The 26,143-nt window shown below is 72.6% G+C and carries 27 protein-coding genes; 26 read left to right on the forward strand and 1 reads right to left on the reverse strand.

All coding sequences use genetic code 11. From position 1 onward, the window contains the following. The first annotated feature begins 59 nt into the window (after positions 1-59). From dxr to rbfA, 18 genes are all read left to right on the forward strand, one after another. Positions 60-1,136, forward strand: a complete 1,077-nt coding sequence (dxr, locus tag IFT45_RS06380; protein ID WP_192127246.1) for a 1-deoxy-D-xylulose-5-phosphate reductoisomerase — start codon at positions 60-62, stop codon at positions 1,134-1,136. A gap of 138 nt (positions 1,137-1,274) precedes the next feature. Next, positions 1,275-2,603, forward strand: a complete 1,329-nt coding sequence (locus tag IFT45_RS06385; RefSeq protein ID WP_371810890.1) for an RIP metalloprotease — start codon at positions 1,275-1,277, stop codon at positions 2,601-2,603. A 46-nt stretch (positions 2,604-2,649) separates the two neighbouring features. Further along, a complete protein-coding gene (gene ispG, locus IFT45_RS06390; protein ID WP_185232272.1) occupies positions 2,650-3,798 on the forward strand; it encodes a flavodoxin-dependent (E)-4-hydroxy-3-methylbut-2-enyl-diphosphate synthase in 1,149 nt (382 codons plus the stop codon). 234 nt (positions 3,799-4,032) lie between these two features. Further along, positions 4,033-4,968, forward strand: a complete 936-nt coding sequence (locus tag IFT45_RS06395; RefSeq protein WP_192127248.1) for a MetQ/NlpA family ABC transporter substrate-binding protein — start codon at positions 4,033-4,035, stop codon at positions 4,966-4,968. An 82-nt stretch (positions 4,969-5,050) separates the two neighbouring features. Then, positions 5,051-6,106 carry a methionine ABC transporter ATP-binding protein gene (locus IFT45_RS06400; protein ID WP_056054017.1) on the forward strand — a complete coding sequence of 352 codons (1,056 nt, stop codon included), beginning with the start codon at positions 5,051-5,053 and terminating at the stop codon, positions 6,104-6,106. A gap of 3 nt (positions 6,107-6,109) precedes the next feature. Then, positions 6,110-6,769, forward strand: coding sequence for a methionine ABC transporter permease (locus IFT45_RS06405; protein WP_056054022.1), 660 nt, complete (start codon positions 6,110-6,112; stop codon positions 6,767-6,769). Positions 6,770-6,889: 120 nt separating this feature from the next. Continuing rightward, the gene (locus tag IFT45_RS06410) at positions 6,890-7,858 is read left to right on the forward strand and encodes a MoxR family ATPase (protein WP_056055824.1); all 969 of its coding nucleotides are present in this window, start codon (positions 6,890-6,892) and stop codon (positions 7,856-7,858) included. 4 nt (positions 7,859-7,862) lie between these two features. Then, the gene (locus tag IFT45_RS06415) at positions 7,863-8,750 is read left to right on the forward strand and encodes a DUF58 domain-containing protein (RefSeq protein WP_156369916.1); all 888 of its coding nucleotides are present in this window, start codon (positions 7,863-7,865) and stop codon (positions 8,748-8,750) included. Then, positions 8,737-9,216, forward strand: coding sequence for a hypothetical protein (locus tag IFT45_RS06420; RefSeq protein WP_056054026.1), 480 nt, complete (start codon positions 8,737-8,739; stop codon positions 9,214-9,216). Before IFT45_RS06415 ends, IFT45_RS06420 begins: the two co-directional genes overlap by 14 nt. Beyond that, a complete protein-coding gene (locus IFT45_RS06425; protein WP_192127249.1) occupies positions 9,207-10,208 on the forward strand; it encodes a VWA domain-containing protein in 1,002 nt (333 codons plus the stop codon). The genes IFT45_RS06420 and IFT45_RS06425 overlap by 10 nt, the downstream gene beginning before the upstream one ends. Continuing rightward, positions 10,205-10,711, forward strand: a complete 507-nt coding sequence (locus tag IFT45_RS06430; RefSeq protein WP_192127251.1) for a VWA domain-containing protein — start codon at positions 10,205-10,207, stop codon at positions 10,709-10,711. Before IFT45_RS06425 ends, IFT45_RS06430 begins: the two co-directional genes overlap by 4 nt. Continuing rightward, the gene (locus tag IFT45_RS06435; protein WP_192127253.1) at positions 10,708-11,364 is read left to right on the forward strand and encodes a hypothetical protein; all 657 of its coding nucleotides are present in this window, start codon (positions 10,708-10,710) and stop codon (positions 11,362-11,364) included. Before IFT45_RS06430 ends, IFT45_RS06435 begins: the two co-directional genes overlap by 4 nt. Continuing rightward, a complete protein-coding gene (locus tag IFT45_RS06440) occupies positions 11,361-12,188 on the forward strand; it encodes a hypothetical protein (protein ID WP_192127255.1) in 828 nt (275 codons plus the stop codon). The genes IFT45_RS06435 and IFT45_RS06440 overlap by 4 nt, the downstream gene beginning before the upstream one ends. Before the next feature lie 28 nt (positions 12,189-12,216). Further along, complete coding sequence (locus tag IFT45_RS06445) at positions 12,217-13,974, forward strand: proline--tRNA ligase (protein WP_192127257.1); 1,758 nt, start codon at positions 12,217-12,219, stop codon at positions 13,972-13,974. Positions 13,975-14,128: 154 nt separating this feature from the next. Continuing rightward, positions 14,129-15,118, forward strand: coding sequence for a transcription termination factor NusA (gene nusA, locus IFT45_RS06450; RefSeq protein WP_056054040.1), 990 nt, complete (start codon positions 14,129-14,131; stop codon positions 15,116-15,118). Positions 15,119-15,179: 61 nt separating this feature from the next. Next, on the forward strand, positions 15,180-15,635 hold the full coding sequence (locus IFT45_RS06455; RefSeq protein WP_197982211.1) for a YlxR family protein: 456 nt from the start codon (positions 15,180-15,182) through the stop codon (positions 15,633-15,635). Positions 15,636-15,710: 75 nt separating this feature from the next. Next, the gene (gene infB, locus IFT45_RS06460; RefSeq protein ID WP_056054044.1) at positions 15,711-18,503 is read left to right on the forward strand and encodes a translation initiation factor IF-2; all 2,793 of its coding nucleotides are present in this window, start codon (positions 15,711-15,713) and stop codon (positions 18,501-18,503) included. 35 nt (positions 18,504-18,538) lie between these two features. Continuing rightward, positions 18,539-19,102 (forward strand): 30S ribosome-binding factor RbfA, encoded by a 564-nt coding sequence (gene rbfA, locus IFT45_RS06465; RefSeq protein WP_185232291.1) that lies wholly within the window; start codon positions 18,539-18,541, stop codon positions 19,100-19,102. Positions 19,103-19,127: 25 nt separating this feature from the next. Here the strand turns inward: rbfA and IFT45_RS06470 are convergent, their stop codons facing one another. Beyond that, positions 19,128-19,997 (reverse strand): A/G-specific adenine glycosylase, encoded by an 870-nt coding sequence (locus IFT45_RS06470; protein WP_371810891.1) that lies wholly within the window; start codon positions 19,995-19,997, stop codon positions 19,128-19,130. Between the two features lie 201 nt (positions 19,998-20,198). Here IFT45_RS06470 and IFT45_RS06475 point away from each other — a divergent pair, with 201 nt between their 5' ends. The 8 genes from IFT45_RS06475 (at position 20,199) to IFT45_RS06510 (ending at position 26,071) form a co-directional block, all read left to right on the forward strand. Further along, on the forward strand, positions 20,199-21,416 hold the full coding sequence (locus IFT45_RS06475; RefSeq protein WP_192127260.1) for a hypothetical protein: 1,218 nt from the start codon (positions 20,199-20,201) through the stop codon (positions 21,414-21,416). Further along, the gene (locus tag IFT45_RS06480) at positions 21,413-22,009 is read left to right on the forward strand and encodes a hypothetical protein (protein ID WP_192127262.1); all 597 of its coding nucleotides are present in this window, start codon (positions 21,413-21,415) and stop codon (positions 22,007-22,009) included. Before IFT45_RS06475 ends, IFT45_RS06480 begins: the two co-directional genes overlap by 4 nt. Further along, the gene (locus IFT45_RS06485; protein WP_192127264.1) at positions 22,006-22,674 is read left to right on the forward strand and encodes a hypothetical protein; all 669 of its coding nucleotides are present in this window, start codon (positions 22,006-22,008) and stop codon (positions 22,672-22,674) included. The genes IFT45_RS06480 and IFT45_RS06485 overlap by 4 nt, the downstream gene beginning before the upstream one ends. Before the next feature lie 34 nt (positions 22,675-22,708). After that, positions 22,709-23,275 (forward strand): hypothetical protein, encoded by a 567-nt coding sequence (locus tag IFT45_RS06490; protein ID WP_192127266.1) that lies wholly within the window; start codon positions 22,709-22,711, stop codon positions 23,273-23,275. 34 nt (positions 23,276-23,309) lie between these two features. After that, positions 23,310-24,224, forward strand: a complete 915-nt coding sequence (truB, locus tag IFT45_RS06495; RefSeq protein ID WP_192127269.1) for a tRNA pseudouridine(55) synthase TruB — start codon at positions 23,310-23,312, stop codon at positions 24,222-24,224. Continuing rightward, positions 24,221-24,589 carry a hypothetical protein gene (locus IFT45_RS06500; protein WP_056054073.1) on the forward strand — a complete coding sequence of 123 codons (369 nt, stop codon included), beginning with the start codon at positions 24,221-24,223 and terminating at the stop codon, positions 24,587-24,589. The genes truB and IFT45_RS06500 overlap by 4 nt, the downstream gene beginning before the upstream one ends. Before the next feature lie 76 nt (positions 24,590-24,665). Next, positions 24,666-25,124, forward strand: coding sequence for a hypothetical protein (locus tag IFT45_RS06505; protein WP_056054076.1), 459 nt, complete (start codon positions 24,666-24,668; stop codon positions 25,122-25,124). A 5-nt stretch (positions 25,125-25,129) separates the two neighbouring features. Then, complete coding sequence (locus IFT45_RS06510) at positions 25,130-26,071, forward strand: bifunctional riboflavin kinase/FAD synthetase (protein ID WP_056054079.1); 942 nt, start codon at positions 25,130-25,132, stop codon at positions 26,069-26,071. The last annotated feature ends 72 nt before the right edge of the window (positions 26,072-26,143 follow it).

The raw sequence follows: 26,143 nt of genomic DNA on the forward strand, positions 1-26,143 counted from the left end.
GCGGGCCGGGCCGGGCCGCGCCCGTGCCGGCGCCCGCCCGCGGGCCCTAGGCTGCTGGCATGCGTCGCGTCACGATCCTCGGCTCCACCGGCTCCATCGGCGTCCAGGCGCTCGACGTGGTCCGGGCCAACCCCGACCTCTTCGAGGTGGTGGGGCTGTCGGCCGGCAGCAACCGCGAGCTGGTCGAGCGGCAGGCGGCCGAGTTCGGGGTCGAGCACGTCGCGCTCGGCACCGACGAGTCCGTGTCGCTCGTCCGCGACGTCGCGACGGACGTCGTCCTCAACGGCATCACCGGCAGCGTCGGCCTCGGCCCCACCCTCGCGGCCCTCGAGTCGGGTGCGACCCTCGCCCTGGCCAACAAGGAGAGCCTCATCGTCGGCGGCGACCTCGTGCGGGAGCGCGCCCGGCCGGGCCAGATCGTGCCCGTCGACTCCGAGCACTCGGCCATCGCGCAGGCGCTCCGGTCGGGGGCGGAGCGCGAGGTCCGACGCCTCGTGCTCACCGCCTCCGGCGGTCCGTTCCGGGGTCGCACCCGGGCCGAGCTCGCCGACGTCACCCCGCGTGAGGCCCTCGCGCACCCCACCTGGGACATGGGCCTCGTGGTCACCACGAACTCCTCGACCCTGGTCAACAAGGGGCTCGAGGTCATCGAGGCGCACCTCCTCTTCGACGTCGACTACGACCGGATCGACGTCACCGTCCACCCGCAGTCGATCGTGCACTCCATGGTCGAGTTCGTCGACGGCTCCACGATCGCCCAGGCGTCGCCGCCCGACATGCGCCTGCCCATCTCGCTCGGCCTCGCGTGGCCCGACCGCGTGCCGGGGGTGGGGCGTCCGCTGGACTGGACCACCGCCTCCACCTGGACCTTCGAGCCGCTCGACACCGAGGCCTTCCCGTCGGTCGACCTCGCGAAGCAGGTCGGCCGGGCCGGCGGCACGGTGCCGGCCGTCTTCAACGCCGCCAACGAGCAGGCCGTCCTGGCCTTCCACGAGGGCCGGGTGGGCTACCTCGGCATCCTCGACACGGTCCGCGAGGTCGTCGACCGCCACGACTCCGGCACCGCGACGCTCGAGGGGGTCCTCGAGGCGGAGCGCTGGGCCCGTGCGGAGGCCGACGCGCTGCTCGCCGGCTGACGCAGCCCGCCCGCCGGCGACCGCGGTCGGGCGCCCGCCCCCAGACCTGGGGTGACGGCCCCCGTGGGTCCGGCGTTCACAGCGTCGCCAGGGCCGGGGCGCACCTCGCCCCCTGGTCCGGGCAGCTACCCTGAGCCGGTGGAAACGATCCTGCTGTACGTGCTCGGCATCCTGATCATGGTGATCGGGCTCGGCGCGTCGATCGCGCTGCACGAGGTGGGCCACCTCGTGCCGGCGAAGAAGTTCGGGGTCAAGGTCGGCCAGTACATGATCGGCTTCGGGCCCACCATCTTCTCGCGTCGTCGCGGCGAGACCGAGTACGGCCTCAAGGCGCTGCCGCTCGGCGGCTACATCTCGATGTCGGGCATGTACCCGCCGAGCGCCGCCGGCGGCTCGCGCACGGCGAGCACCGGCTTCTTCCAGACCCTCGTGCAGGACGCCCGCACCGCCAGCGCCGAGACGATCGACGAGGGGGAGGAGCAGCGCACCTTCTACCGCCTCCCCGTCTACAAGCGGATCATCATCATGCTGGGCGGCCCGCTGATGAACCTCCTCATCGCCGTCGCCCTGTTCGCCGTCCTGCTCTGCGGCTTCGGCACGGCCCAGTCGAGCTCGACCGTGGGCTTCGTGAACGAGTGCGTCCTGCCGGCGGGCTCGACCGAGACCAGCTGCCCCGCGGGGGCGACCCCGGCTCCCGCCTTCGCCGCGGGGATGCAGAACGGCGACCGGATCGTGTCGATCGACGGCGTCGCCATGACCGACGGAGACCAGGTCACGAGCACCCTGCGCGCCGCGCCCGACCAGACCCTCGACGTCGTGGTCGAGCGCGACGGGGCCGAGCAGACCCTCCAGGTCACCCCGGTGCTCACCGAGCGCGAGGTCACCGACGACGCCGGAGCCGTCGTCACGGACGCCGACGGCGCCCCGCGCACGCAGGAGGTGGGGTTCGTCGGCATCGGCTTCGCCACCGAGAACGTGCGCCAGCCCGTCACGGCCGTCCTGCCCGCGGTCGGCGACACGGTCGCCCGGGTGGCCAACGTCGTCCTGCACCTCCCGCAGCGGATGGTCGACGTCGCCCAGGCCGCCTTCGGCGGCGGCGAGCGCGACGCGAACGGCCCGGTCAGCGTCGTCGGGGTCGGCCGCATGGCCGGCGAGATCGTCAGCCTCGACAGCATCCCCGTCGTCGACCGGGCGGCCTACCTCGTCAGCCTGCTCGCGAGCCTCAACGTCGCCCTCTTCGTCTTCAACCTGGTGCCCCTGATGCCGCTCGACGGCGGCCACGTCGCCGGGGCCCTCATCGAGGCCGTCCGCCGGGCCGCCGCGAAGCTCCTCCGCCGGCCCGACCCGGGCCCCGTCGACACGGCGAAGGTGATCCCGCTGACCTTCGCGGTCGTCATCGTGCTGGGCGGCATGAGCCTGCTGCTCACCTACGCCGACATCGTCAACCCGATCAAGCTGTTCGGCTGACGGCGGGTCCACTCGGCGCTCAGCCCGCGGGGCTAGCATGTGGTCCGTGCCTGCAGTCAATCTCGGAATGCCGAAGGTCCCAGAGACCCTTGCCCCGCGACGCAAGTCGCGGCAGATCAAGGTCGGCAAGGTCCTCGTCGGAGGAGACGCTCCCGTCAGCGTCCAGTCGATGACGACCACGCCCACCCCGAACATCAACGCGACCCTCCAGCAGATCGCCGAGCTCACCGCCTCCGGCTGCGACATCGTCCGGGTGGCCGTGCCCAGCCGCGACGACGCCGAGGCGCTGCCGATCATCGCCAAGAAGAGCCAGATCCCGGTGATCGCCGACATCCACTTCCAGCCGAACTACGTGTTCCAGGCGATCGACGCCGGCTGCGCGGCCGTCCGGGTCAACCCCGGCAACATCCGCAAGTTCGACGACCAGGTCGGCAAGATCGCGGCGGCCGCCAAGGCCGCGGGCGTCTCCATCCGCATCGGCGTCAACGCCGGGTCGCTCGAGCCCAGCCTGCTCCAGAAGTACGGCAAGGCCACGCCGGAGGCGCTCGTCGAGTCCGCCGTCTGGGAGGCCTCGCTGTTCGAGGAGCACGACTTCCACGACTTCAAGATCTCGGTCAAGCACAACGACCCGGTCATCATGGTCAAGGCCTACCGCCAGCTCGCCGAGCGCGGCGACTGGCCGCTGCACCTCGGCGTCACCGAGGCCGGCCCCGAGTTCCAGGGAACCATCAAGTCGGCGACCGCCTTCGGCATCCTCCTCGGCGAGGGCATCGGCGACACGATCCGCGTCAGCCTCAGCGCCCCGCCCGCGCAGGAGGTCAAGGTCGGCCTGCAGATCCTCCAGTCGCTGAACCTGCGCGAGCGCAAGCTCGAGATCGTCAGCTGCCCGAGCTGCGGCCGCGCCCAGGTCGATGTCTACAAGCTCGCGAACGACGTCACCGACGGCCTCGAGGGGATGACCGTGCCCCTGCGCGTCGCTGTCATGGGCTGTGTCGTGAACGGCCCCGGCGAGGCCCGCGAGGCCGACCTGGGCGTCGCCTCCGGCAACGGCAAGGGCCAGATCTTCGTCAAGGGCGAGGTCATCAAGACCGTCCCCGAGGCCGAGATCGTCCAGACCCTGATCGAGGAGGCCAACCGCCTCGCCGCCGAGATGCCCCCGGGCGAGGTGGGCTCGCCCCAGGTCCTGACGGTCTGACGGCCATCCGGCGGCCGAGGCCGCCACACCCGCGGGAGGCGCGGTGCGAGTGACAGCTCGCACCGCGCCTCCCCCATGTCCGGCCCGGGCGCCGCGACGCATGTGTCGTCGTGTGACGCGCCCGCGCGCCCCCGCTCCGCGCAGCCTCCACCATGGAGGGGACGCCCGAGCGAGCGCCGACCCGGGTCGGCCACCGCAGTCGGCTCGTCGCCGCAGAGAACACCGAGGAGACACATGTCCAGCGCCACGCCCCTGATCGACGCCCCGAAGAAGGGCCCCGGTCGACTCATCGCGATCATCGTCGTCGCCGTCGTCGTGATCGCCGCCGCGATCGGGATCGGCGTGGCCGTCGCCGGCCGAGGCGGCTCCGGCGCCGCGGGGGAGACCGTGCGCATCGGGGTCGTCGGCGCGAGCGACCCGTACTGGAAGACCTTCACCGACGCCGCGGCGGAGGAGGGCATCACGGTCGACCTGGTCGACTTCTCCAGCTACGAGCAGCCCAACCCGGCGCTCACCGAGGGCGAGCTCGACCTCAACCAGTTCCAGCACATCGTCTACCTGGCCCAGTACGACGTCGCGGCCGACGCGGACCTCGTGCCGATCGGCTCGACGGCGATCTACCCGCTGCCCCTGTACTCGCAGGAGTACACGTCGGTGGACGACTTCCAGCCCGGCGACACCGTCGCCGTCCCCGACGACGCCAGCAACCTCGCCCGGTCGCTGCTCGTGCTCCAGTCGAACGGCCTCATCACGCTGAAGGACGGCGGCGACATCTTCTCCGGGGTGGACGACATCGACGAGTCGAAGTCCACCGTCAAGGTCACGACGGTCGCCGCCGACCTGGCCGCGACGTCGCTGCCCGACTTCGCCGGGGCCATCATCAACAACGAGTACGCGACGAAGGCCGGCCTGTCGACCGACGACGTGATCGCTCAGGACGACCCGAGCGACCCCGCCGCGCTGCCCTACGTCAACGTGTTCGCGGCCCGTGCCGACGACGCCGACGACCCGACGCTGAAGAAGCTCGTGCAGATCTACCAGGACACCAAGGCCGTGACCGACGGCGTCGTCGAGAACTCGGGCGGCACCGCCGTCACGGTCAAGGTGCCGGTCGCCGACCTCGAGTCGTCGCTGGACGAGACGAAGGAGCTCGTCGAGCAGAACGGCTGACGCCCGGCCCGACCTGCCCCGCCCGACCCGTGTGCCACCCTGGTGCACGGGTCGGGCCGTCCCGCCCCCGACGAGGAGAACCATGCCCGCCATCACCCTGACCGACGTCGTGAAGACCTACCCGCCCCGAGAGAAGGGCGGCGCGCCGCTCACCGCCGTCGACGGCGTGAGCCTCGAGATCGCGGACGGCGAGATCTTCGGCATCATCGGCTACTCCGGGGCCGGCAAGAGCACGCTGGTCCGACTGATCAACGCCCTCGAGCTGACGACCAGCGGGCGCATCGAGATCGACGGGGCACCCGTCACCGGGCTCCCCGAGCGCGAGCTGCGCCGGGTGCGGGCCGGCATCGGCATGATCTTCCAGCAGTTCAACCTCTTCTCGTCCAAGACGGTCTGGGGCAACGTGGAGTTCCCGCTGCGGGCCGCCGGGGTGCCGAAGGCTGAGCACCAGCGGCGGATCAGCGACCTGCTGCACTTCGTCGGCCTCGCCGACAAGGCCCACGTCAGGCCCGACCAGCTCTCCGGCGGGCAGAAGCAGCGCGTGGGCATCGCCCGCGCCCTCGCCACGTCGCCGCGCATCCTCCTCGCCGACGAGGCGACGAGCGCCCTCGACCCCGAGACGACGCAGGAGGTGCTGGGGCTCCTCCGTCGGGTCAACGCCGAGCTCGGCATCACGATCGTCGTCATCACCCACGAGATGGACGTCATCAAGTCCATCGCCGACCGGGTGGCCGTGATGGACTCCGGCAAGGTGGTCGAGCTGGGCCCCACCTTCCAGGTCTTCAGCGAGCCCCGCGAGGCCTCCACCCGCCGCTTCGTGTCGACGGTCGTCGCGGGCAGCCCCGAGGGCGACGAGCTCGCGGCACTCCGCCGGCGCCACCCCGGTCGGCTCGTGACCGTCAGGGTCTCCGAGGGCGGGGTCGACCAGCAGCACGTGTTCGGGGTCCTGGCCCGGCACGGCGTCGCCTTCGAGATCGTCTTCGGCGGCATCGACGAGATCGCCGGCCGGACCTTCGGCACCCTGACCCTCGCCCTGGCGGGCGACGACGGGGCCGTGGAGGCCGCCGTCCGTGAGCTCGGCCCCGCGGCCTCGGAGCTCCTCCCGCCCGCCGCCGTCACGACGCAGAAGGGCCTCTGACCCGTGGACTCCCTCCTCCAGCTCCAGCCGCTGCTCTGGCAGGCGGCCTACGAGACCGTCTACATCGTCGCCCTCACCCTCCTGCTGGGCGGCCTGGGCGGCCTCCTCCTCGGGCTCGCGCTGTACCTCACGCGGGCCGGGGCCCTCTTCGCCAACCGGCCCGTCTTCAGCGTGCTGAACGTCGTCGTCAACGTCTTCCGGCCGATCCCGTTCATCATCTTCCTCGCGGCGGCCCAGCCCCTCGCCCGGGCCGTGCTCGGCACCGGCGTCGGCAACACGGCGATCATCTTCACGCTCTCGCTCGCGGCGTCGTTCGCCATCTCCCGCATCGTCGAGCAGAACCTGCTGACCGTGCAGCCCGGCGTGGTCGAGGCCGCGAGGGCCGCGGGCGCCGGGCCGTTCCGCATCATCGGCAGCGTCATCCTGCCGGAGGCGCTGGGGCCGTTGATCCTGGGCTACACCTTCGTCTTCGTCGCGCTGGTCGACATGTCGGCGGTCGCCGGCTACGTGGGAGGCGGCGGGCTCGGGGCCTTCGCCCTCCTCTACGGCTACCGACAGTTCGACCCGGTCGTGACCTGGGCGGCCGTGCTGCTGATCATCGTCCTGGTGCAGCTCGTCCAGTTCGCCGGCAACGCCCTCGCCCGTCGCGCGCTGCGACGCTGACGGGGGGTCCCGGCGGGGTCTGCCCTGACGGACGTCCGGTCTACAGTGGAGCGCGTGACCGACACGACGACGACTCCCCAGCCCGCCGCGGCGGCAGCCGGTCCGATCAGCCCGGCCGAGATGGAGCGCGCGCACCGGGTGCTCGGCACGGTCTCCGAGGCCTTCTCCCGCAAGGTCGTCGGCCAGACGGCCCTGCGCGACACCCTGCTGATCGCCCTGATCACGGGCGGGCACGTCCTGCTCGAGAGCGTCCCGGGGCTCGCGAAGACCACGGCGGCTCAGACCCTGTCGTCGGCGGTCCAGGCCAGCTTCACGCGCATCCAGTGCACGCCCGACCTGCTGCCGAGCGACATCACGGGCACGCAGATCTACGACGCCCAGAAGTCGACGTTCGTGACCCAGCTGGGCCCCGTGCACAGCAACTTCGTCCTGCTCGACGAGATCAACCGCTCGAGCGCCAAGACCCAGAGCGCGATGCTCGAGGCGATGCAGGAGCGCCAGACGAGCATCGGCGGCCGCGTCTACGCGCTGCCCCGCCCCTTCCTCGTCCTGGCGACGCAGAACCCGATCGAGCAGGAGGGCACCTACCAGCTGCCCGAGGCGCAGCTCGACCGGTTCCTCCTGAAGGAGGTGCTCGACTACCCGAGCCCCGCCGAGGAGGCGGAGGTCATCCGCCGCATCGAGGCCGGCGTCTACGACGAGGGCCGGGCCGACGAGCCGACCGGGGTGACGCTCGACGACGTCGTCTTCCTGCAGGAGCTGGCGAAGCGGGTCTACGTCGACGCGTCGATCGTCAACTACGTCGTCCAGCTCGTCTACGTCACGCGTCACCCGCAGCAGTACCTGCCGGCCGGGCTGGCCGACTACGTCGAGTTCGGCGCCAGCCCGCGGGCCAGCATCGCGTTCGTCCAGGGCGCGCGGGCCCTCGCCCTCCTCCACGGCCGCGACTACGTCATCCCGGAAGACGTCAAGCACCTGCGCCACGGCGTGCTGCGCCACCGGGTCATCCTCGGCTACGAGGCCGCCGCCGACGACGTGCGGCCCGAGACCGTCATCGACGCCGTCTTCGGCGCCGTGCAGACCCCCTGACGCCGTGCCGGGCCTGCTGCTCCGGGTGCGCACGAAGATGTCGCTGTTCGCCCACCGACGCACCCTCGACCTGCTCGAGGGCGGCTACGCCTCGGTGCACCACGGGCGCAGCCACGACTTCGACGACCTGCGGGCGTACGTCCCGGGCGACGAGGTGCGCGACATCGACTGGAAGGCCACCGCGCGCCACGGCGAGCCCCTCGTCAAGCGCTACATCGCGAGCCGTCGCCGTCACCTGGTGCTGGTCGTCGACACGGGTCGCAACATGGCCGCCACCGCGGCCGGCGGCGAGACCAAGAAAGACATCGCGGTGATGGCGGCCGGGGCCCTGGGCTACATCGCCGCGCAGCACGGCGACGTCGTCAGCCTCGTCGCGGGTGACGAGTCGGGCACGCGGGCCCACCCCGCCGGGTCGACCGACGCCCACCTCGAGATGCTGCTGCGACGCGTCGACGAGCGGGTGAGCCTCGAGGCGCCCCGCAGCGACCTGCACGGGGTCCTCTCCTGGGTCGCGCGGGGCGTGCGTCGGCGGTCGATGCTGCTCGTGGTCGCCGACGACGTCGTGGTCGACGAGGCGCTCGAGAAGCTCCTGCGCCGGCTCCGTGCGCAGCACGAGATCCTCTGGCTCACCGTCGGCGACGCCGACCTGATGAGCCGCACGGGCCACGCGCGCGACCTCTACGACGTCCAGGAGGCGTCGGGGCTGCCCGCGTACCTCCGCGAGAACGGAGCCCTGCGGGTCGCCTTCGACGCCTCGTCCGAGCGGCGGGTCGGCGACGCCGAGCGGCAGCTGCAGGCCCTCGGCATCAGCAGCGTGCGCCTCACCGCCCAGTCGCAGGTCGTCCCCGGTCTCTCGGCCCTGATCGAGAAGCACCGCCGTGCTCGACGATGACGGCTTCTTCGGCCCCTACCAGTACCAGTGGTGGGGGCTCTGGCTCGCGCTCGGCCTCCTGCTCCTGGCGCTGGTCGTCGGGTGGTGGGTGTTCGTGGTGCGGTTCTCGGCACGACGCCTGCCGCCGGCCGAGCGTGCCGCCCGCCGGGCGGCCGCCGTCGACCTCCCGAGCGTCCGGGCCCGGTACCTCGGCCTGGTCGACGAGGTCGAGGCCGCGGCCGCGGCGGGCAGGCTCGACGACCGTGCCGTGCACGGCCGGCTGAGCCTCCTGCTGCGCTCCTTCGCCCACGAGACCGCCGGGGTCGACACCCACGTGATGACGCTGGCCGACCTGCGCGAGTCCGACCTCCCGCAGCTCACCGGCGCGGTCGAGGAGTACTACCCGCCCGCCTTCCGGCCGGCGCACCCGGGCGACGCGCGTCACGCCGTCGCCACGGCACGGGAGGTGATCACCTCGTGGGCCTGATCTTCTGGTGGGTGCCCCTCGTGGCCCTCGTCGTCGCGGGAGCCGCGGTCTGGCTCACCGTGCGTCGCCTCCGTCGCGAGCGCGGTCGCCTCCGTCGCCTCGGCACGCCCGTCGCGCACAGCGAGCGCCTCACCGAGCTGCCGGTGTACCGACGGCTGGTGCGCCGGTACCGCGCGCTGCTCGTGGCCGCGCTCGTCGTTCTGGTCGCCCTGGGCGGCGTCGGCGCGCTGCTCGCCGCCCGCCCCTCGTCGACCCAGGTGGTCGAGCCGCCGTCCTACAAGCGCGACATCGTGCTGTGCCTCGACGTCTCCGGCTCGATGACCGAGGTCGACGCCCAGATCGTCGAGACGTTCGCCCAGCTGGCCCAGGGGCTCGACGGCGAGCGGATCGGCCTGACCCTCTTCGACAGCTCTGCCGTCACGGCCTTCCCGCTCACCGACGACTACGACTTCGTGACCGAGCAGCTCCAGCGCTACGGCGCCTCCTTCGACTCCCTCGGCGAGGACGGCACGCGGTACTGGTCGGGCACCGACCTCGGCGAGGGGGCTTCGCTGATCGGCGATGGCCTCGCGTCGTGCGTGCTGGGCTTCGACGGCGGCAGCGAGAGCACCCGGCCCAAGTCGGTCGTGCTGGCCACCGACAACTACGTCAACGGCCAGGCCCTGGTGACCCTCGCCGAGGCGGGCGAGCTCGCCACCGAGCGCGACGTGCGCGTCTACGCGCTGAACCCGGCCGACTACTCGTCCGACGCCGTCGCCGACGAGGTGGCGGGGGAGCTCGAGCAGGTGGCCGTCGACACCGGCGGGGCCTACTACGCCCTGAGCGACGACGACACGGTCTCCGCGGTGATCGACGCCATCGACGAGCGGGAGGCCGGGCTGTTCACGGGCACGCGCCGGCTCGTCGTCACCGACCAGCCCCAGGGGCTCGTCATCGCGGCCCTGCTGGGCGTCGCGGGCGCGTTCCTCCTGCTCTGGCGGGTGCGGCTGTGAGCGCGGTCGGCACTGTGAGCGCGGTCGGCACGGGGGAGGCGCTGGTCACCGCCTCGACGGGGGTCGCCCGGGCCGTCGTCCTCCAGCCCGTGCTGCCCTGGTGGCTGCTCGCCGTCGTCGGCGTCGCCCTGCTCGGCTTCACCGCCTGGCGGCTCGTCTCGGAGCGGTCGAACCGGCGGCTCGCCCGGGCCTGGGCTCGGCGCCTCGGCGTCGTGGCGCTGCTCCTCGTCGTGGCAGCCCGGCCCGGCCTGCCGGGAGGCTCGGCCGAGGCGTCGGTCGCGCAGGTCAACGTCTTCTTCGTCGTCGACACCACCTCCAGCATCGCGGCGGAGGACTGGGGCGACGGCGAGCCGCGGCTGACGGGGGTCCGCGCCGACGTGGCCGCCGTCGCGGAGCAGCTCGCCGGGGCGAGGTTCTCGCTGATCAGCTTCGACAGCACCGCGGTGCTGCGCACGCCCCTCACCGACGACGCGGCCGCCGTGGTGTCGGCGGCCGGGTCATGAACCAGGAGATCACGACGTACTCCCGGGGCAGCTCGATCAGCGAGGCGAACCAGCTGCTCGCCGAGCGCCTGGCCGAGGCCCGCGACGCCGACCCGGCACGGGCGAACGTCGTCTACTACCTGGGCGACGGCGAGCAGACCTCGGGCGACGAGCCCGAGTCCTTCGCCGAGGCGGCCGGCGACGTCGACGGGGGAGCCGTGCTCGGCTACGGCACCGCCGACGGCGGGCCGATGAAGGTGTTCGACGGGTACGGCGACGAGTACAGCAGCGACGAGTACATCCTCGACCGGACCCGGCCGGGGGAGCCCGAGGCGATCTCGCGCATCGACGAGGACGCGCTCCGCACCGTCGCCGAACAGCTCGGTGTGCCGTACGAGCACCGCTCGGCGGGCACGAGCGTCGACTCCGTCGTCGCCGACGTGCGCTCGGGCAGCGTCGCCTCGGACGCGACCCGGTCCGAGACCGTGACCGACCTGTACTGGATCGCCGCGGTGCCGCTCTTCCTGCTCGTGCTCGTCGACGCCCTCCAGGTCGCCCGCGCCCTGGCGGAGGTCAGGCCCGCCCGGCCTCCCCGGCCCGGGGGCGCCGCCGGCTCCGACCGGCCGCCCCGCGCCTCCGACGCCCGCCGACCCACGACCGGAGCCCGTCCGTGACCGACACCCTGCCCCCGCCCCCGGTCGACGAGGTCGCGCGTGCCCGCGTCGCCGTCCCGGCCCTGACGGTCGAGGAGTACCGGCGCCGTCTGCGTCGTCGCCTCCTCCTGTGGTCGGCTCCGGTCGCCGTGGTCGTCCTCCTCGTCGCGGTCAAGCTGCTGTCGCTCCCGATCGCCGCCGCGCTCACGCAGCAGGCATACGGCGCCCGTGACTTCGAGCGGGCCGCGTCGCTGACCGGGCCGCTGGGCGTCGCCAACGTCGTCGAGCCCTGGGTGCACCACTTCGACCGGGGCACGGCGTACGCGCAGATCGGCGTGCTGGACGTGGCGCGGCAGGAGTTCGTCACCGCCCTCGACCTCGCCCCCGACGACGACACGGTCTCCTGCGTGATCCGCACCGACCTCGTGCTGACCATCGAGGCGCAGGGCGACGCCGCGCTCCTGGAGCTGCGCTACGCGGACGCCGAGGCGCTCTACGCACTGGGCCTGACGACGATCAAGGAGGCGCCCGAGGGCTGCTTCCGGCCCCCGGAGGACCCGCAGCAGCCCGACACCTCCGAGCCGCTCGACCAGGCGGAGGGTCGCCTCGGCGAGAAGGAGCAGCAGGCCCAGGGCGAGCCGGGCGACGGCGACCCGGGCGGAGGCGACGGGAGCGAGCCCGCGCCCGGCGACGGGGAGGAGGGCGAGGGCGGAGCCGGCGGCCAGACGCCCCTGGAGCAGCTGCAGGAGCAGGGCGAGCAGAGCCGGCAGGAGCAGCAGCGCGACCAGGACCGCGAGCGGTACTACGAGCAGAACCCGGGGGACTACGACGGCCAGCCGTGGTGAGGGGCCGCCGCGCCCCTAAGCTGGTCGGGTGTCCACGCGCCTCTCCCAGCTCTTCGTCCGCACCCTCCGAGAAGACCCCTCCGACGCGGAGGTGACCAGCCACCGGCTCCTCGTGCGGGCCGGCTACATCCGACGCCAGGCGCCGGGCGTGTTCGCCTGGCTGCCGCTCGGCCTCCGCGTCAAGGCCCGGATCGAGGCCGTCATCCGCGACGAGATGGCCGCCGCCGGCGCCCAGGAGGTCCACTTCCCGGCCCTGCTGCCCCGGGAGCCCTACGAGGCGACCGGCCGCTGGACGGAGTACGGCGAGGGCATGTTCCGCCTGAAGGACCGCAAGGACGCCGACTACCTCCTGGCGCCCACGCACGAGGAGGTCTTCACGCTCCTCGTCAAGGACCTCTACTCGTCGTACAAGGACCTCCCCCTCACCCTGTTCCAGATCCAGGACAAGTACCGCGACGAGGCACGGCCCCGGGCCGGCCTCCTGCGCGGCCGTGAGTTCACGATGAAGGACGCCTACTCGTTCGACGTCCGCGACGAGGGCCTCGAGCTCAGCTACCAGGCCCAGCGCGACGCCTACGAGCGGATCTTCACGCGCCTCGGCCTGGAGTACGTCATCGTCCAGGCCGACGCCGGGGCCATGGGCGGCTCCCGCTCCGAGGAGTTCCTGCACCCCACCGAGGTCGGCGAAGACACGTTCGTCCGCTCGGCGGGCGGCTACGCGGCGAACGTCGAGGCGTTCACCACCACCGTGCCCGCGACCGTGCCGATCGAGGGCCAGCCCGCCGCCGTGATGCTCGACAAGGCCGACACGCCCACCATCGCCTCGCTCGTCGAGCAGCTCGAGGCCGCGCACCCGCGCGCCGACGGCCGGCCCTGGACGGCCGCCGACACCCTCAAGAACGTCGTGGTCGCGCTCACGCACCTCGACGGCACGCGCGAGCTCGTCGTCGTCGGCCTGCCCGGCGACCGCGACGTCGACATGAAGCGGCTCGAGGTCGCGTTCGCCCCGGCCGAGGTCGACGCCGCCGGCGACGCGGACTTCGCGAAGGCGCCCGGCCTGGTGAAGGGCTACATCGGGCCCGGCGGTGCGGGCTGGGGAGCCGGCATCCGCTACGTCGTCGACCCCCGCGTCGTCGAGGGCAGCTCGTGGGTCACCGGGGCCAACATCCCCGGCGTCCACGTCGCGGGTCTCGTCGCCGGTCGCGACTTCGAGCACGACGGCGTCGTCGAGGCGGCCCAGGTGCGCGAGGGCGACCCCGCCCCCGACGGCTCCGGCCCCATCGAGACCGCTCGCGGCATGGAGATCGGCCACGTCTTCCAGCTGGGCCGCAAGTACGCCGAGGCCCTGGGCCTCAAGGTGCTCGACGAGAACGGCAAGCAGGTCACCGTCACGATGGGCTCGTACGGCATCGGCGTGACCCGCATCCTCGCCGTCATCGCCGAGGCCAACAACGACGAGAAGGGCCTCGTCTGGCCCGAGAACGTGGCGCCCTTCGACGTCCACGTCGTGGCCACCGGCAAGGACCCCGTCGTCTTCGAGGTGGCCGAGGCCCTGACCGCCGAGCTCGAGCAGCACCGCCTCGACGTCCTGTACGACGACCGCCCCAAGGTCTCGCCCGGCGTGAAGTTCGGCGACGCCGAGCTCCTGGGCGTGCCGCGCATCGTCGTCGTGGGCCGCTCGGCCGGCGAGGGCGTCGTGGAGCTCTGGGACCGCCGCACGGGCGAGCGCACGCCCGTCACCGTCGCCGAGGCCGTGTCGGCCCTCTCGGCACCGCGCGCCTCCTGACCACCGGCACCGCGCCTCCCCGTCGTCGTGACGAGGAGGCGCGGTGTCGTGCGTCCGGGAGGTGCGTCCCCCCGCCCGCACTCGGGTACCGTAGGGGGATGCTGTGTGCGCCACCGCGCGCGCAGCCTGCAGATCTGAACAGTGGAGGCCCTCAGTGGACATCGACCTGAGTGTGTTGCGCCTCATGGAGCGCGAACGCGAGATCCCCTTCGAGGAGCTCGTCGGCATCATCGAGCAGGCCATCCTCACGGCCTACCTCAAGCACACCAACCAGCCCGAGAGCCGCGTGCCCGCGGCCCGCGTCGAGCTCGACCGCAAGACGGGCCACGTGTCCGTCTTCGCCATCGAGCGCGACGAGGAGGGCGCCGTCGTCGGCGAGGCCGTCGACAGCCCGAGCGACTTCGGTCGCATCGCCGCCTTCGCCGCGAAGCAGGTGATCAACCAGCGCCTGCGCGACATCGGCGACGACAAGGTCCTCGGCCAGTTCAAGGGCCGCGAGGGCGACATCGTCGCCGGCGTCATCCAGCAGGGGCCGAACCCCCGCATGGTGCACGTCGACCTCGGCACCGTCGAGGCGATCCTGCCCCCGGAGGAGCAGGTGCCCGGCGAGAAGTACGCGCACGGCTCGCGCATCCGCGTGTACGTGACGGGCGTCAGCAAGGGCACGAAGGGGCCGCAGATCACGGTCTCGCGCACCCACCCCTCGCTCGTGCGCAAGCTCTTCGCGCTCGAGGTGCCCGAGATCGCCAGCGGCGTCGTCGAGATCGTGTCGCTCGCCCGCGAGGCCGGCCACCGCACCAAGATCGCCGTCCGGGCCACGGAGGCGGGCGTCAACGCCAAGGGCGCCTGCATCGGCGAGATGGGCCAGCGGGTCCGCGCCGTCACGACCGAGCTGAACGACGAGAAGATCGACATCGTCGACTACTCCAGCGACCTGCCGACCTTCGTCGCGAGCGCCCTGTCGCCCGCGAAGGTGTCCTCGGCGTTCGTCATCGACAAGTCGACCAAGGCCGTCCGCGCCCTCGTGCCCGACTACCAGCTGTCGCTCGCCATCGGCAAGGAGGGCCAGAACGCCCGCCTCGCCGCGAAGCTGACGGGCGCGCGGATCGACATCCAGCCCGACTCGATCCTCGAGGACGACTGAGCTGGATGTCGGTCCGCGCGCCGGGTCGACGGCGCGCAGCGTCGGCGGCACGGTGGCAGGCATGACCCATCCAGCCCGACTCGATCCTCGAGGACGACTGAGCTGGATCGTCGACCACGGCGCCGGGGGCGGGCGGCGCACCACGCCGTTCGCCCCCGGCGTCTCCCGTCCCGCGACCCGAGGGGGTAAGGTGGAACCCGTCAGAACGTGCATCGGCACTCGAACGCGCGCTCCGCGGTCGTCACTCGTGAGGATCGTCGTCCGAGACGGACGCCTGGTGGTCGACGAGACCGCCTCGCTCCCCGGGCGGGGTGCGTGGTTGACGCCTTCGATGGAGGCGTTCGAGTCAGCAGTGAAGCGCAGGGCCTTCCGCCGTGCGTTCCGCCTCGACTCGGACCCCGACTCGCAGGAGCTCCGCGACCACCTCGTGGCACGGACCACTCCCGATGCACCACCCCGAGTTCCACCACGACCACTAGCCCAGACAGAACAGGCTGACAGGCACATGGACAACTAATGAGCGGCTCGAAATGAGACCCGTCCAGAACTGACGGCTCCACCCTGATCGGGCGGGGCCCGAGACAGGAGAACTGTGGCTAAACCACGCGTACACGAGATCGCCAGCGAGCTGGGGATCGACAGCAAGACCGCACTAGAGAAGCTCAAGGAGATGGGCGAGTTCGTCAAGGGCCCGTCCTCCAGCGTCGAGCCCCCCGTCGCCCGCAAGCTGCGCCAGGCGTTCGCCGGTGCTGCTTCGGCGTCGCCCGCCCCGAAGGCACCCGCCAAGCCCGCCACCGCGGCGTCGTCGTCGGCTCCCAAGCCGGGTACGCCCCGCCCCGCGGCGCCCACCCCCAAGCCCCCGGTCGCCGAGCAGCCCGCTGCTCCGGAGCCCGCTCCCGTCGCCGCTGAGCCCGAGGCGGAGGCGGCACCCGCCCCCGTCGCGCCGCTCACCGTCGCCGAGCGTCAGGCCCAGGCGGAGGCGCAGCGCGCCGCCGCCGCCGCCGAGGCCGCCTCCGCCCCCGCGGCGGACGCCGTCAAGCCCGGTGCCGCCGGCCCCAAGCCCGGTGGCCCCCGCCCCGGTGCTCCGCGCCCCGGCAACAACCCCTTCGCCAGCAACCAGGGCATGGGTCGCCCCAGCGCGCCCCGTCCCGGAGGCTCCGGCGCCGCGAGCAGCATGCCGCGTCCCGGCGGCGCCGCGGGCCCCCGCCCGATGGCTCCCCGTCCCGGTGCTCCCCGTCCGGGCGCTCCGCGCCCCGGCGTGGGCGCAGGCCCCCGCCCCAACGGCTTCGGCCAGCGTCCGGCCGGTGCCGGTGCTCGTCCCGGCGGTGCCGGTGGTGGGTTCCAGCGCCCCGGCGGCGGCGCCCCCGGTGCCGCGGGCGGCTTCCGCCCCGGCTTCGGCGCTCCCCGCCCCGCGGGCGGCGGCGGCGGCCGTGGTCGTGGCCCCGGCGGCGGCACGGCCGGCGCGTTCGGCCGCGGTGGCGGCAAGAGCAAGGCACGCAAGTCGAAGCGGACGAAGAGGGCCGAGTTCGAGATGCGGTCGGCGCCGTCCCTGGGCGGCGTCAGCGTCCCCCGCGGCGACGGCAGCACGATCGTCCGTCTCCGTCGCGGTGCGTCCATCAGCGACTTCGCCGACAAGATCGACGCCAGCCCCGGCAACCTCGTGACCGTGCTCTTCCACCTCGGTGAGATGGCCACGGCGACGGAGTCCCTCGACGAGGCCACCTTCCAGGTGCTCGGCGAGGAGCTCGGCTACAACATCCAGGTCGTCTCGCCCGAGGACGAAGACAAGGAGCTCCTCGAGGGCTTCGACATCGACCTCGAGCAGGAGCTCGAGGACGAGGACGAGTCCGTCCTGCAGATCCGTCCCCCCGTCGTGACCGTCATGGGCCACGTCGACCACGGAAAGACGCGACTCCTCGACGCGATCCGCAACGCCAACGTCGTGGCCGGTGAGGCGGGTGGCATCACCCAGCACATCGGTGCCTACCAGGTGTGGGCCCCGCACGAGGGCGTCGAGCGCGCCATCACCTTCATCGACACCCCGGGCCACGAGGCGTTCACCGCCATGCGTGCCCGTGGTGCGCAGGTCACCGACATCGCGATCCTCGTGGTCGCCGCCGACGACGGCATCATGCCGCAGACGGTGGAGGCCCTGAACCACGCCCAGGCGGCCAACGTGCCGATCGTGGTCGCGGTCAACAAGATCGACAAGGAGGGCGCGAACCCGGCGAAGGTCCGGCAGCAGCTCACCGAGTACGGTCTCGTCGCCGAGGAGTACGGCGGAGACGTGATGTTCGTCGACGTGTCGGCCCGTGACAACAAGAACATCGACGCCCTCCTCGAGGCCGTCCTGCTCACGGCCGACGCGGGCCTCGACCTGCGGGCGAACCCCGACAAGGACGCCCGAGGCGTCGCGATCGAGGCTCGACTCGACAAGGGTCGCGGTGCCGTCGCCACGGTGCTCATCCAGTCGGGAACGCTCCGCGTCGGAGACGCCATCGTCGCCGGCACGGCCTACGGCCGCGTCCGTGCGATGGTCGACGAGAACGGCGACGCCGTCGACGAGGCCTACCCGAGCCGGCCCGTGCTGGTCCAGGGCCTGTCGAGCGTCCCCCGCGCCGGCGACACCTTCCTCGTCACCGAGGAGGACCGCACGGCCCGTCAGATCGCCGAGAAGCGCGAGGCCGTCGAGCGCAACGCGTCGCTGGCCAAGGCCCGCAAGCGCATCTCGCTCGAGGACTTCACCCGTGCTCTCGAGGAGGGCAAGGTCGAGGCGCTCAACATCATCATCAAGGGCGACGTGTCCGGTGCCGTCGAGGCGCTGGAGGAGTCGCTGCTCAAGATCGAGGTGGACGACAGCGTGCAGCTGCGCATCATCCACCGCGGCGTGGGCGCCGTCACCGAGAGCGACGTCAACCTCGCCACGGTCGACAACGCGGTGATCATCGGGTTCAACGTCCGCCCCGACACGAAGGCCCGGGAGCGCGCTGCTCGCGAGGGTGTCGACGTCCGCTTCTACTCGGTCATCTACGCGGCCCTCGAGGACATCGAGAACTCGCTCAAGGGCATGCTCAAGCCCGAGTTCGAGGAGAAGCAGTCCGGTGTGGCCGAGATCCGCGAGATCTTCCGCTCCTCGAAGGTCGGCAACATCGCGGGTGTCATCGTGCGATCGGGAACGATCACCCGGAACGCCCGTGCTCGGGTCATCCGCGAGGGCGTCGTCGTCGGCGACAACCTGGCGATCGACTCGCTGCGTCGCTTCAAGGACGACGTCACCGAGGTGCGGACGGACTTCGAGGCCGGCATCGGCCTCGGCAAGTTCAACGACATCCAGATCGGCGACGAGATCGAGACCATCGAGATGGTCGAGAAGCCGCGGGTCTGACCCCGGCGTCACAGCACTGAACGAGGCCCCNCGACATGGCTGACCCGCAGCGCGCCCGCAAGATGGCCGACCGCATCAAGGAGATCGTCGCTCGACGCCTCGACAAGGGCATCAAGGACCCGCGTCTCGGCTTCGTCACGATCACCGACGTCAAGGTGACGGGCGACCTCCAGCACGCCTCGATCTTCTACACGGTCTACGGCACCGACGAGGAGCGCCGCGACACCGGCGCCGCCCTCAAGTCCGCGACCGGCATGCTCCGCAGCGAGGTGGGCAAGAACATCACCGCGCGTCTCACCCCGAGCATCGAGTTCATCCTCGACGCCCTGCCCGAGAACGCGGCGTCCATCGACCGCCTCCTGCAGGAGGCGCGTCAGCGCGACCAGGAGAGCCAGACGATCGCCGCCACAGCTGAGTACGCCGGCGACGCCGACCCGTACGTGAAGCCCCGTGACGAGGACGACTACGACGACGAGGAAGACGACGACGACGACGCTCTCGGGGTCGACGACGTCGAGCCCGCGCCCTCGGCCGACGCCCCCGCGGGCGACGCCCCGCTCGGCGACGGCTTCGTCGAGCCGGACGGCGGCACCCGCTGACCTGAGGCCGAGGCGCCTCGCGTCGTCAGCTCGGCAGTTCCCAGCCCTCGTCGGCGCTGCCCGTGACCAACCCGTCGCGGAGCAGTCCGGCGAGGGCTCTGTCGCGCTGGGCGGCGTCGGGCCACACCGTCGCGATCTCCGCGGCGGTGACGGGCACGTCGCTCGACCGCAGCTCTGCCATGACGAGCCCGCGCACCTGGCGGTCCGATCCCTCGAACTTCGCCTGGGTGCGGAGGCGCGGCCCGACGTGCGCCGGGCGTCCGGCGAGGACCCACGCGCACTCCGCGATCAGGGGGCACTCGTCGCAGCGGGGCGAGCGGGCGGTGCAGATCAGGGCACCCAGCTCCATCACTCCCGCGCTGACGACCCGCGCCTCCTCTCGGTCGAGGGGCAGCTGTGCCTCCATCAGCGGCAGGTCACGACGGGCCGACGGGGCCCAGGGCTCTGCCAGGCCCTCGACGGCTCGGGCCAGGACGCGACGCACGTTCGTGTCGACGACGGGGTGCCGGTGCCCGTACGCGAAGACGGCGACGGCCCGGGCCGTGTAGTCGCCGACCCCGGGCAGCGCCAGGAGGTCGGGCACCTCCTCGGGGACGACCCCGCCGTGCCGTTCGGTGATCGCCACGGCGGCGGCGTGGAGCGCGAGGGCGCGACGGGGGTAGCCCAGGCGGTCCCAGGCGCGGACGGCGTCGGAGGCGGGGGAGGCGGCCAGGTCGGCGGGCGTGGGCCAGCGCTCGAGCCACTGCTGGAGGCGCGGGACGACTCGGACGACCGGCGTCTGCTGGAGCATCACCTCGCTGACGAGCGTTCCCCACGCGGTGAAGCCGGGCCGGCGCCAGGGCAGGTCGCGCCCGTTCTCGCGGAACCAGGCGGCGACGGGGGAGGCGAGGGGCACCGGTCGATCCTAGGCTGCGCGCCCTCGGCGGAGGCACGCCCTCCCCAGGCGCGATGCCCCGGTCATCGTCCCCAGCATCGGCCGCCGGGTGGCGACAGAACGGTACATGTGGAATGTTGGGCAGCAGCCCGCCGACCACTGTGAGACAGGACCCACCATGACGAGACCTCGCTGCCCTCGGACCCTCCGCGACGAGGCGTCGTGAACGTCGCGGGCGATCTGTCGAAGCCCCGGGTCACGGGCGATCCGACCCAGGTTCTGGCGCTGGCCGTGCGGTGGGGGGCGACGGCCGAGCTGATCTGGTCGGCGGCCGAGTCGCTGCGCACCCTGGACGCCGAGGGGGCGCAGAGCGACGCGATCGAGGCCTTCCTCGCATCGGCGGGCGAGGTCGAGCAGCAGCTGCGGAGCGTGCACGGTCGCTACCAGGGCGCGGGGGAGGCACTGCGGGCCTACGCCGCCGCCCTGGAGGAGGCACAGGCGGCCTCGGGGCCCGCCCTCCGGGAGCACGGCCTCGCGGTCGACGACCACGACGCGGCTCGACGGTTGGTCGAGAAATACGAGGGCATGGCCCTGGTCGCGGTCGGCGAGGAGGCGCGGGCCGACTACGAGGAGCTCGCTCGTGTGCAGCGTCTGCGTCTCGCCGAGGCTGCCGAGCGTGTCGTGCTCCACGGCGGCCGTGTGGACGCCGCGCACGCCGCGGTCGAGGCCGCCGCGACGACCGCGATCGCGCGCCTGGACGACCTCGAGGCCGACGGGCCCCGCGACTCGTTCTGGGACGACGTGAGCGGCGCCGCGGGCGTGGCCTTCGACGGCTTCCAGCAGTGGATGGAGGACAACGACCACTGGATCGACGGCCTCGTCACAGTCGCAGGCTTCGTGGGCATGGCGCTGGCCGTCGCGGCTCTCTTCATCCCGGGCGTCAACGTCTTCGCGTTCGCCCTCATGGTCGGCGTCCTGGCCGTCACGACCGCTCAAGCCGCCGTCGGGACTGGCGAGTGGTCGGACGTCGCCTTCGCTGCCCTGTCCCTCGCCACCTTCGGCACCGGATCGGTCCTCGTCGCTGGTGCCAAGACCGCTGCGAGGGGCATCGCAGTGAACCGGGTCAACGGCTTGGTCGCGTCGGGCCAGTCGCGGTCGCTGGCGACGGCATGGGTGAAGGCGACGTGGGACCGAGCCGCCCCTGGCCTCCTCAGCAAGTCCCTCCGGCAGAACCTGGGGGACGTCGACATGGCTCAGATCAAGACCTTCCTGCGACGAGATCGGCTGGGAGCATGCTTCGACGACCCGGTTGCGGTCAGCCGCGTGGTCCGAGACCTCAAGATCGCTCACGCGCTCAACGCCTCCGACTACGTCGTCACCGTGACGCGCATGGTCCAGCCCCCCGGAGAAGCGGTCCCGGGGAAGGTCAGGACGAGATGAAGGTCAAACGCCCATCCGGCCGTAGACGCGCCGAGACGGCTGATGGAAGTTCTTTCGGCTGGTTGTGGCTCGTGGCCTATTACCTCAGCCTCGCACCGGTCCTCGTGACGCAAGGCGTCAACATCGCCTACGTCATCATCGGGTACAGGTGGGAGCTCGACGGACGTCGACCGCGAGGATTGGAGTCTGTCTACGATCCATCTCCGGGCTGGCCGCCGTTCCACGTTCCAGGCGTCACTTTCGCCCTGCTCGCCGTTCCCATCGCCGCGATGGCTGTGGAGATGATCCTTCGAGAACCTCGAACTCCGAGCGGGTCTCAGCCAGGTTTCATGGCGTTCGTCTGGGCGATGAACGCCTACCTGTGCATCGCGTACTCGTTCGCTTTCGACGAGGGCGTGTTCTGGACGGAACCAGCGGGCATGTCAGGCCTGGTCATGCTGGCCTCAGCAGCCGTGGCTCTCGTCGTCTACGTCGTCCGTGGCGTGCGTCGACTGCTAGCACGTCGCCGGGGCCACCCGGCTGCCGACGAGCCGGTCGAGTCGCTCGACCCAGTGCGGGCTCGGTTGCTCCGCGGAACGGGGGTCGACCGATGACCGCGCGGCGGTGGGTGCAGCGGGGGCCGGGCGTCGTCGGCGTCGGGTACGCGGTGATGGTGCCGCGGGGCTGGGTGCAGATCCCGGGGCAGCTGCGGCCCGAGATGGCCTTCGACGCCGTCGTCGACCAGCTCGGCAGCGTCCTCGGCGGGGAGGTGCCGCCGGAGTTCGGGCAGCGGGTCGGCAGCGGGCTGATCGAGGCCCGCGCCGCCGACGTCGACGGCCACGTGCTCGACTCCTACGTGACCGCCGGCCCGCTGCCCGACACCGGCACGACCGCGAGCATCGTGGTCACGGTGGTGCCGGTCGTCGCACGGTCGACCGACGATCTCGACCGGCTGCTGCTGGGGCGGGTCGGCCGCGGCGCGACAGCCCTGGGCGTGGGAGGTGAACCGGCGGTCGTGTGGAGCGAGACCGGCGATCGGCAGCCGGCCCGCGACTCCCCGGGTCGGGTGGTCCGCCGACGCACGACGCTCACCAGGGTGACCGGGCAGCTCGACCGTCTCGTGTCGGCGACGCTGACCGTTCTCGAGGCCCACGAGCGCACCGCCGACACGGAGGCCGCGAGCGACGCGGTGGCGGACGCACTCGTCGAGCTGTTCGACGCGATGCTCACCACCGTGCGCTGGCTCGACGCGGAGGGCCGGGTGATCACCGGCCGCTGAGCCGCCGCGCGGCACCGCGGCCTAGGGTGACCTCATGACCACCCGTTGGGCCCCCGCCAAGAAAGACACGCTCCGTGCACTCGCGACCGAGATCCTGCACAACTACTCGAGGGGCCGCGCCTTCGTCGCCGTCGACGGCCTGCCCGGTGCCGGCCAGGCCGCGTTCGCCGACGACCTCGCCGACGCCCTCCGCGAGCTCGGGCACGCGGCCTTCCGCGCCTCCGTCGAGGACTTCGTCGTCCCCGTCGACACGGGCTCGTCGCCCGACGTCGGCGCCGCCGACCCGGCCTTCGCGCCCGAGCTCTTCCGCCGCGTCCTCATCGAGCCCTTCCGCCTCGGCGGCAGCACCGGGTGGGTCGAGGCGGCCTATGACCGCGAGGCCCGCCGCGCCGCCGAGCCGCGCTGGGTCACCGGGCCCGCCGACGCGCTCCTCCTCGTCGACGGCGCCGGGCTCAACGAGCCCGAGCTCGCCGGCCTCTGGAACTACAGCGTCTGGGTCACGGCCGACGCCCACCGCGGCGGCCTCCGTGCCCGGGCGACCTCCGTCGTCGACGTCAGCGACCCGGAGCACCCGCGCCGCGTGTTCGACGACGCGTGCTGAGGCCCGCCCCTCGCCGGTGCGGTAGCGTCGTCGCGTGAACAGCGGCATCCTCCTCGTCGACAAGCCGCAGGGCATCACCAGCCACGACGTCGTGTCGCGCGTGCGCCGGGCCGCCGGCACCCGCAAGGTCGGCCACGCCGGCACCCTCGACCCGCTGGCCACCGGGCTCCTCGTGCTCGGCCTGAACTCGTCGACGCGCCTCCTGACCTTCCTCGTCGGCCTCGACAAGACCTACGAGGCGACCATCCGCCTCGGCGTGGCCACGACGACCGACGACTCCGAGGGCGAGACGACCGCCACGCACGACGCCTCCGCCGTCGCCGACGAGGCGATCGACGCCGGGGTGCGGGCCCTCAGCGGCCCGATCAGCCAGGTGCCCACGACCGTGAGCGCCATCAAGGTGAACGGCCGTCGCGCGTACGACCTCGCCCGCGAGGGCGTCGAGGTCGAGCTCAAGGCCCGCGACGTCACGATCTCCGAGTTCTCCGTCCACGACCGGCGCACCGCCGAGGTCGTCGACGAGGCCGGGCGCACCGTGACCGTCCGCGACCTCGACGTCCGGGTGCGCTGCTCCTCCGGCACCTACGTACGGGCGCTGGCCCGCGACCTGGGCGCCGGGCTCGGCGTCGGCGGGCACCTCACGGCCCTGCGCCGCACGACCGTCGGCCCCTTCGGCGTCGCCGACGCCGCCGTCCTCGAGGGCATCGACGTCGCGCCCGCCCTCCTGCCCCCCACCGCGGTGGCGGAGCGCCTCTTCCCCGTCTGGCGGATGACCGCCGACGAGACGGTCGACCTCGGCCACGGCAAGCGCGTCACCGTCGGCATCGACGACACCGCCGGGCCCGTCGCCGCCGTGACGCCCTCCGGCGACCTCGCCGGGCTGGTCGAGGTGCGGCGGGGGCAGGCCGTCCCCATCGTCAACTTCCCGAGCGACGAGGTGTCGGCATGATCGAGTGGTTCACCTGGGTGCAGGTCGTCGTGGCCTGCGTCGCCGGCCTCGTCTGCGTCGTCGCCGGGTTCGCCCGCAAGCTGCCGAACGACATCACCGTCGGTGCGACGGCCCTCGTGCTCGTGCTGCTGCTCGTCCAGCTCGTCGTCGCGATCGTGGCCCCGTTCGTCGGCAACCCGCCCACCGGCAACGTCGTCGAGTTCTACATCTACCTGGTGTCGGCCATCCTCCTCCCGCCCCTGGCGGTGGTCTGGGCGCTCGTCGACCGGACCCGGTGGAGCAACCTCGTGCTCGCGGCGTCGGTGTTCGCGGTCGCCGTGATGGTCTACCGCATGCTGCAGATCTGGACGGTGCAGGTCGCGTGACGCCGTCGTCGAGCCGCAGACCGTCGACCCTGCCGCCCGTGTCGGCGCGCACGGCGACCGCGACCTATCCTGGTCGATGATGGTCACTCAGAAGTCAACGCGCGCGGTCGGCCTCGGCCGGGTCCTCGTCGCGGTCTACGCCCTCCTCGCCCTCGCGGCCACCGGCCGCTCCGTCTTCCAGATCGCCGAGCAGTTCTCGGAGGCGCCGCTCGCCTACACGCTGAGCGCCCTCTCGGCGGTCGTCTACATCGTCGCGACCGTGGCCCTCGTCAAGCGGGGCACCACCTCCTACGCCGTCGCCTGGGCGACCATCTCGTTCGAGCTCGCCGGCGTCCTGATCGTCGGGCTCGTGACCGCTCTCGACCCGGCCCTCTTCCCCGACGACACCGTCTGGTCGTTCTTCGGCCGCGGCTACGGCTTCGTGCCGCTCCTGCTCCCCGTGCTGGGCATGATCTGGCTCGCGCGCACCCGACCGACCGCCGCCGAGCGCGCGCACGACGGCGAGCCGGAGTCCGTCACCGGCCTGCCCGAGTAGGCGACGTGCAGTTCTTCGAGACCGTCGCCTCCGTCCCGGCCGACTTCGGGCCGAGCGCCGTCACCATCGGCAAGTTCGACGGGGTCCACGTCGGCCACCGGGCCGTCATCGACCTCCTCGAGCAGGTGGCCGCCGACGAGGGCCTCGTGAGCACCGTCGTCACCTTCGACCGGCACCCGCTCGCCGTGCTGCGACCGGGCGACGTGCCCCGGGCCCTGGTCAGCAACCGCCAGAAGCGCGAGCTGCTCGAGCAGGCGGGCGTCGCCGCGACGCTCATGCTCACCTTCGACGACGAGCTCCGCGCCCTCGCTCCCGAGGAGTTCGTCGACAGGATCCTCGTGGGCGCCCTCCACGCGCGGGTCGTCTTCGTCGGCGACGACTTCCGCTTCGGCGTCCGGGGCAGCGGCACCGTCGACACGCTCCGCGAGCTCGGGGCCACCCGCGGGCTCCGGGTGGTCTCGATCGACGACGTCCGCCCCGGAGGCGCACGCCGCGCCTCCTCGACCTGGATCCGCGAGCTGCTCGACGGCGGCCGCGTCCGCGAGGCCGCCGAGCTGCTCGGCCGGGAGCCGGCGGTGCGGGGCGTGGTCGTCCAGGGCGAGCAGCGCGGCCGCGAGCTGGGGTTCCCGACCGCCAACCTCGAGCCGCACAGCGAGGGCTTCGTGCCGGCCGACGGCGTCTACGCCGCCCGGGTGCTCGTCGGCGACACCCTGTACCCGGCGGCCGTCTCCGTCGGCAACAACCCGACCTTCGAGGGCGTGCCCGAGAAGCAGGTCGAGGCCCACCTCCTCGACGTGACGCTCGACCTCTACGGGCAGGAGATCACCGTGCACTTCGTCGACTGGGTGCGGGGCAACGTCGCCTTCGAGGGGCTCGACGCGCTGATCGCCCACATCCGGGCCGACGTCGTGCGGTGCCGTGAGATCCTCGGGGCGCCCGCGCCCTGATCCCGCACCGTGCGGCGTCCGCCCGCGCCGGCCGGGCGAGCCCGCGCCGCGTCGGCCCGGGCGCCAGGAGGC

Source organism: Frigoribacterium sp. CFBP 13707 (genome assembly GCF_014842245.1).
Taxonomy (GTDB): domain Bacteria; phylum Actinomycetota; class Actinomycetes; order Actinomycetales; family Microbacteriaceae; genus Frigoribacterium; species Frigoribacterium endophyticum.

Excerpts from the sequence above, each read along its gene's own strand:
- dxr (WP_192127246.1), top strand. The coding sequence starts at position 60 with ATGCGTCGCGTCACGATCCTCGGCTCCACCGGCTCCATCGGCGTCCAG.
- IFT45_RS06395 (WP_192127248.1), top strand. The coding sequence starts at position 4,033 with ATGTCCAGCGCCACGCCCCTGATCGACGCCCCGAAGAAGGGCCCCGGT.
- IFT45_RS06400 (WP_056054017.1), top strand. The coding sequence starts at position 5,051 with ATGCCCGCCATCACCCTGACCGACGTCGTGAAGACCTACCCGCCCCGA.
- IFT45_RS06410 (WP_056055824.1), top strand. The coding sequence starts at position 6,890 with ATGGAGCGCGCGCACCGGGTGCTCGGCACGGTCTCCGAGGCCTTCTCC.
- IFT45_RS06435 (WP_192127253.1), top strand. The coding sequence starts at position 10,708 with ATGAACCAGGAGATCACGACGTACTCCCGGGGCAGCTCGATCAGCGAG.
- IFT45_RS06455 (WP_197982211.1), top strand. The coding sequence starts at position 15,180 with ATGACCCATCCAGCCCGACTCGATCCTCGAGGACGACTGAGCTGGATC.
- rbfA (WP_185232291.1), top strand. The coding sequence starts at position 18,539 with ATGGCTGACCCGCAGCGCGCCCGCAAGATGGCCGACCGCATCAAGGAG.
- IFT45_RS06480 (WP_192127262.1), top strand. The coding sequence starts at position 21,413 with ATGAAGGTCAAACGCCCATCCGGCCGTAGACGCGCCGAGACGGCTGAT.
- IFT45_RS06485 (WP_192127264.1), top strand. The coding sequence starts at position 22,006 with ATGACCGCGCGGCGGTGGGTGCAGCGGGGGCCGGGCGTCGTCGGCGTC.
- IFT45_RS06490 (WP_192127266.1), top strand. The coding sequence starts at position 22,709 with ATGACCACCCGTTGGGCCCCCGCCAAGAAAGACACGCTCCGTGCACTC.
- IFT45_RS06500 (WP_056054073.1), top strand. The coding sequence starts at position 24,221 with ATGATCGAGTGGTTCACCTGGGTGCAGGTCGTCGTGGCCTGCGTCGCC.
- IFT45_RS06505 (WP_056054076.1), top strand. The coding sequence starts at position 24,666 with ATGATGGTCACTCAGAAGTCAACGCGCGCGGTCGGCCTCGGCCGGGTC.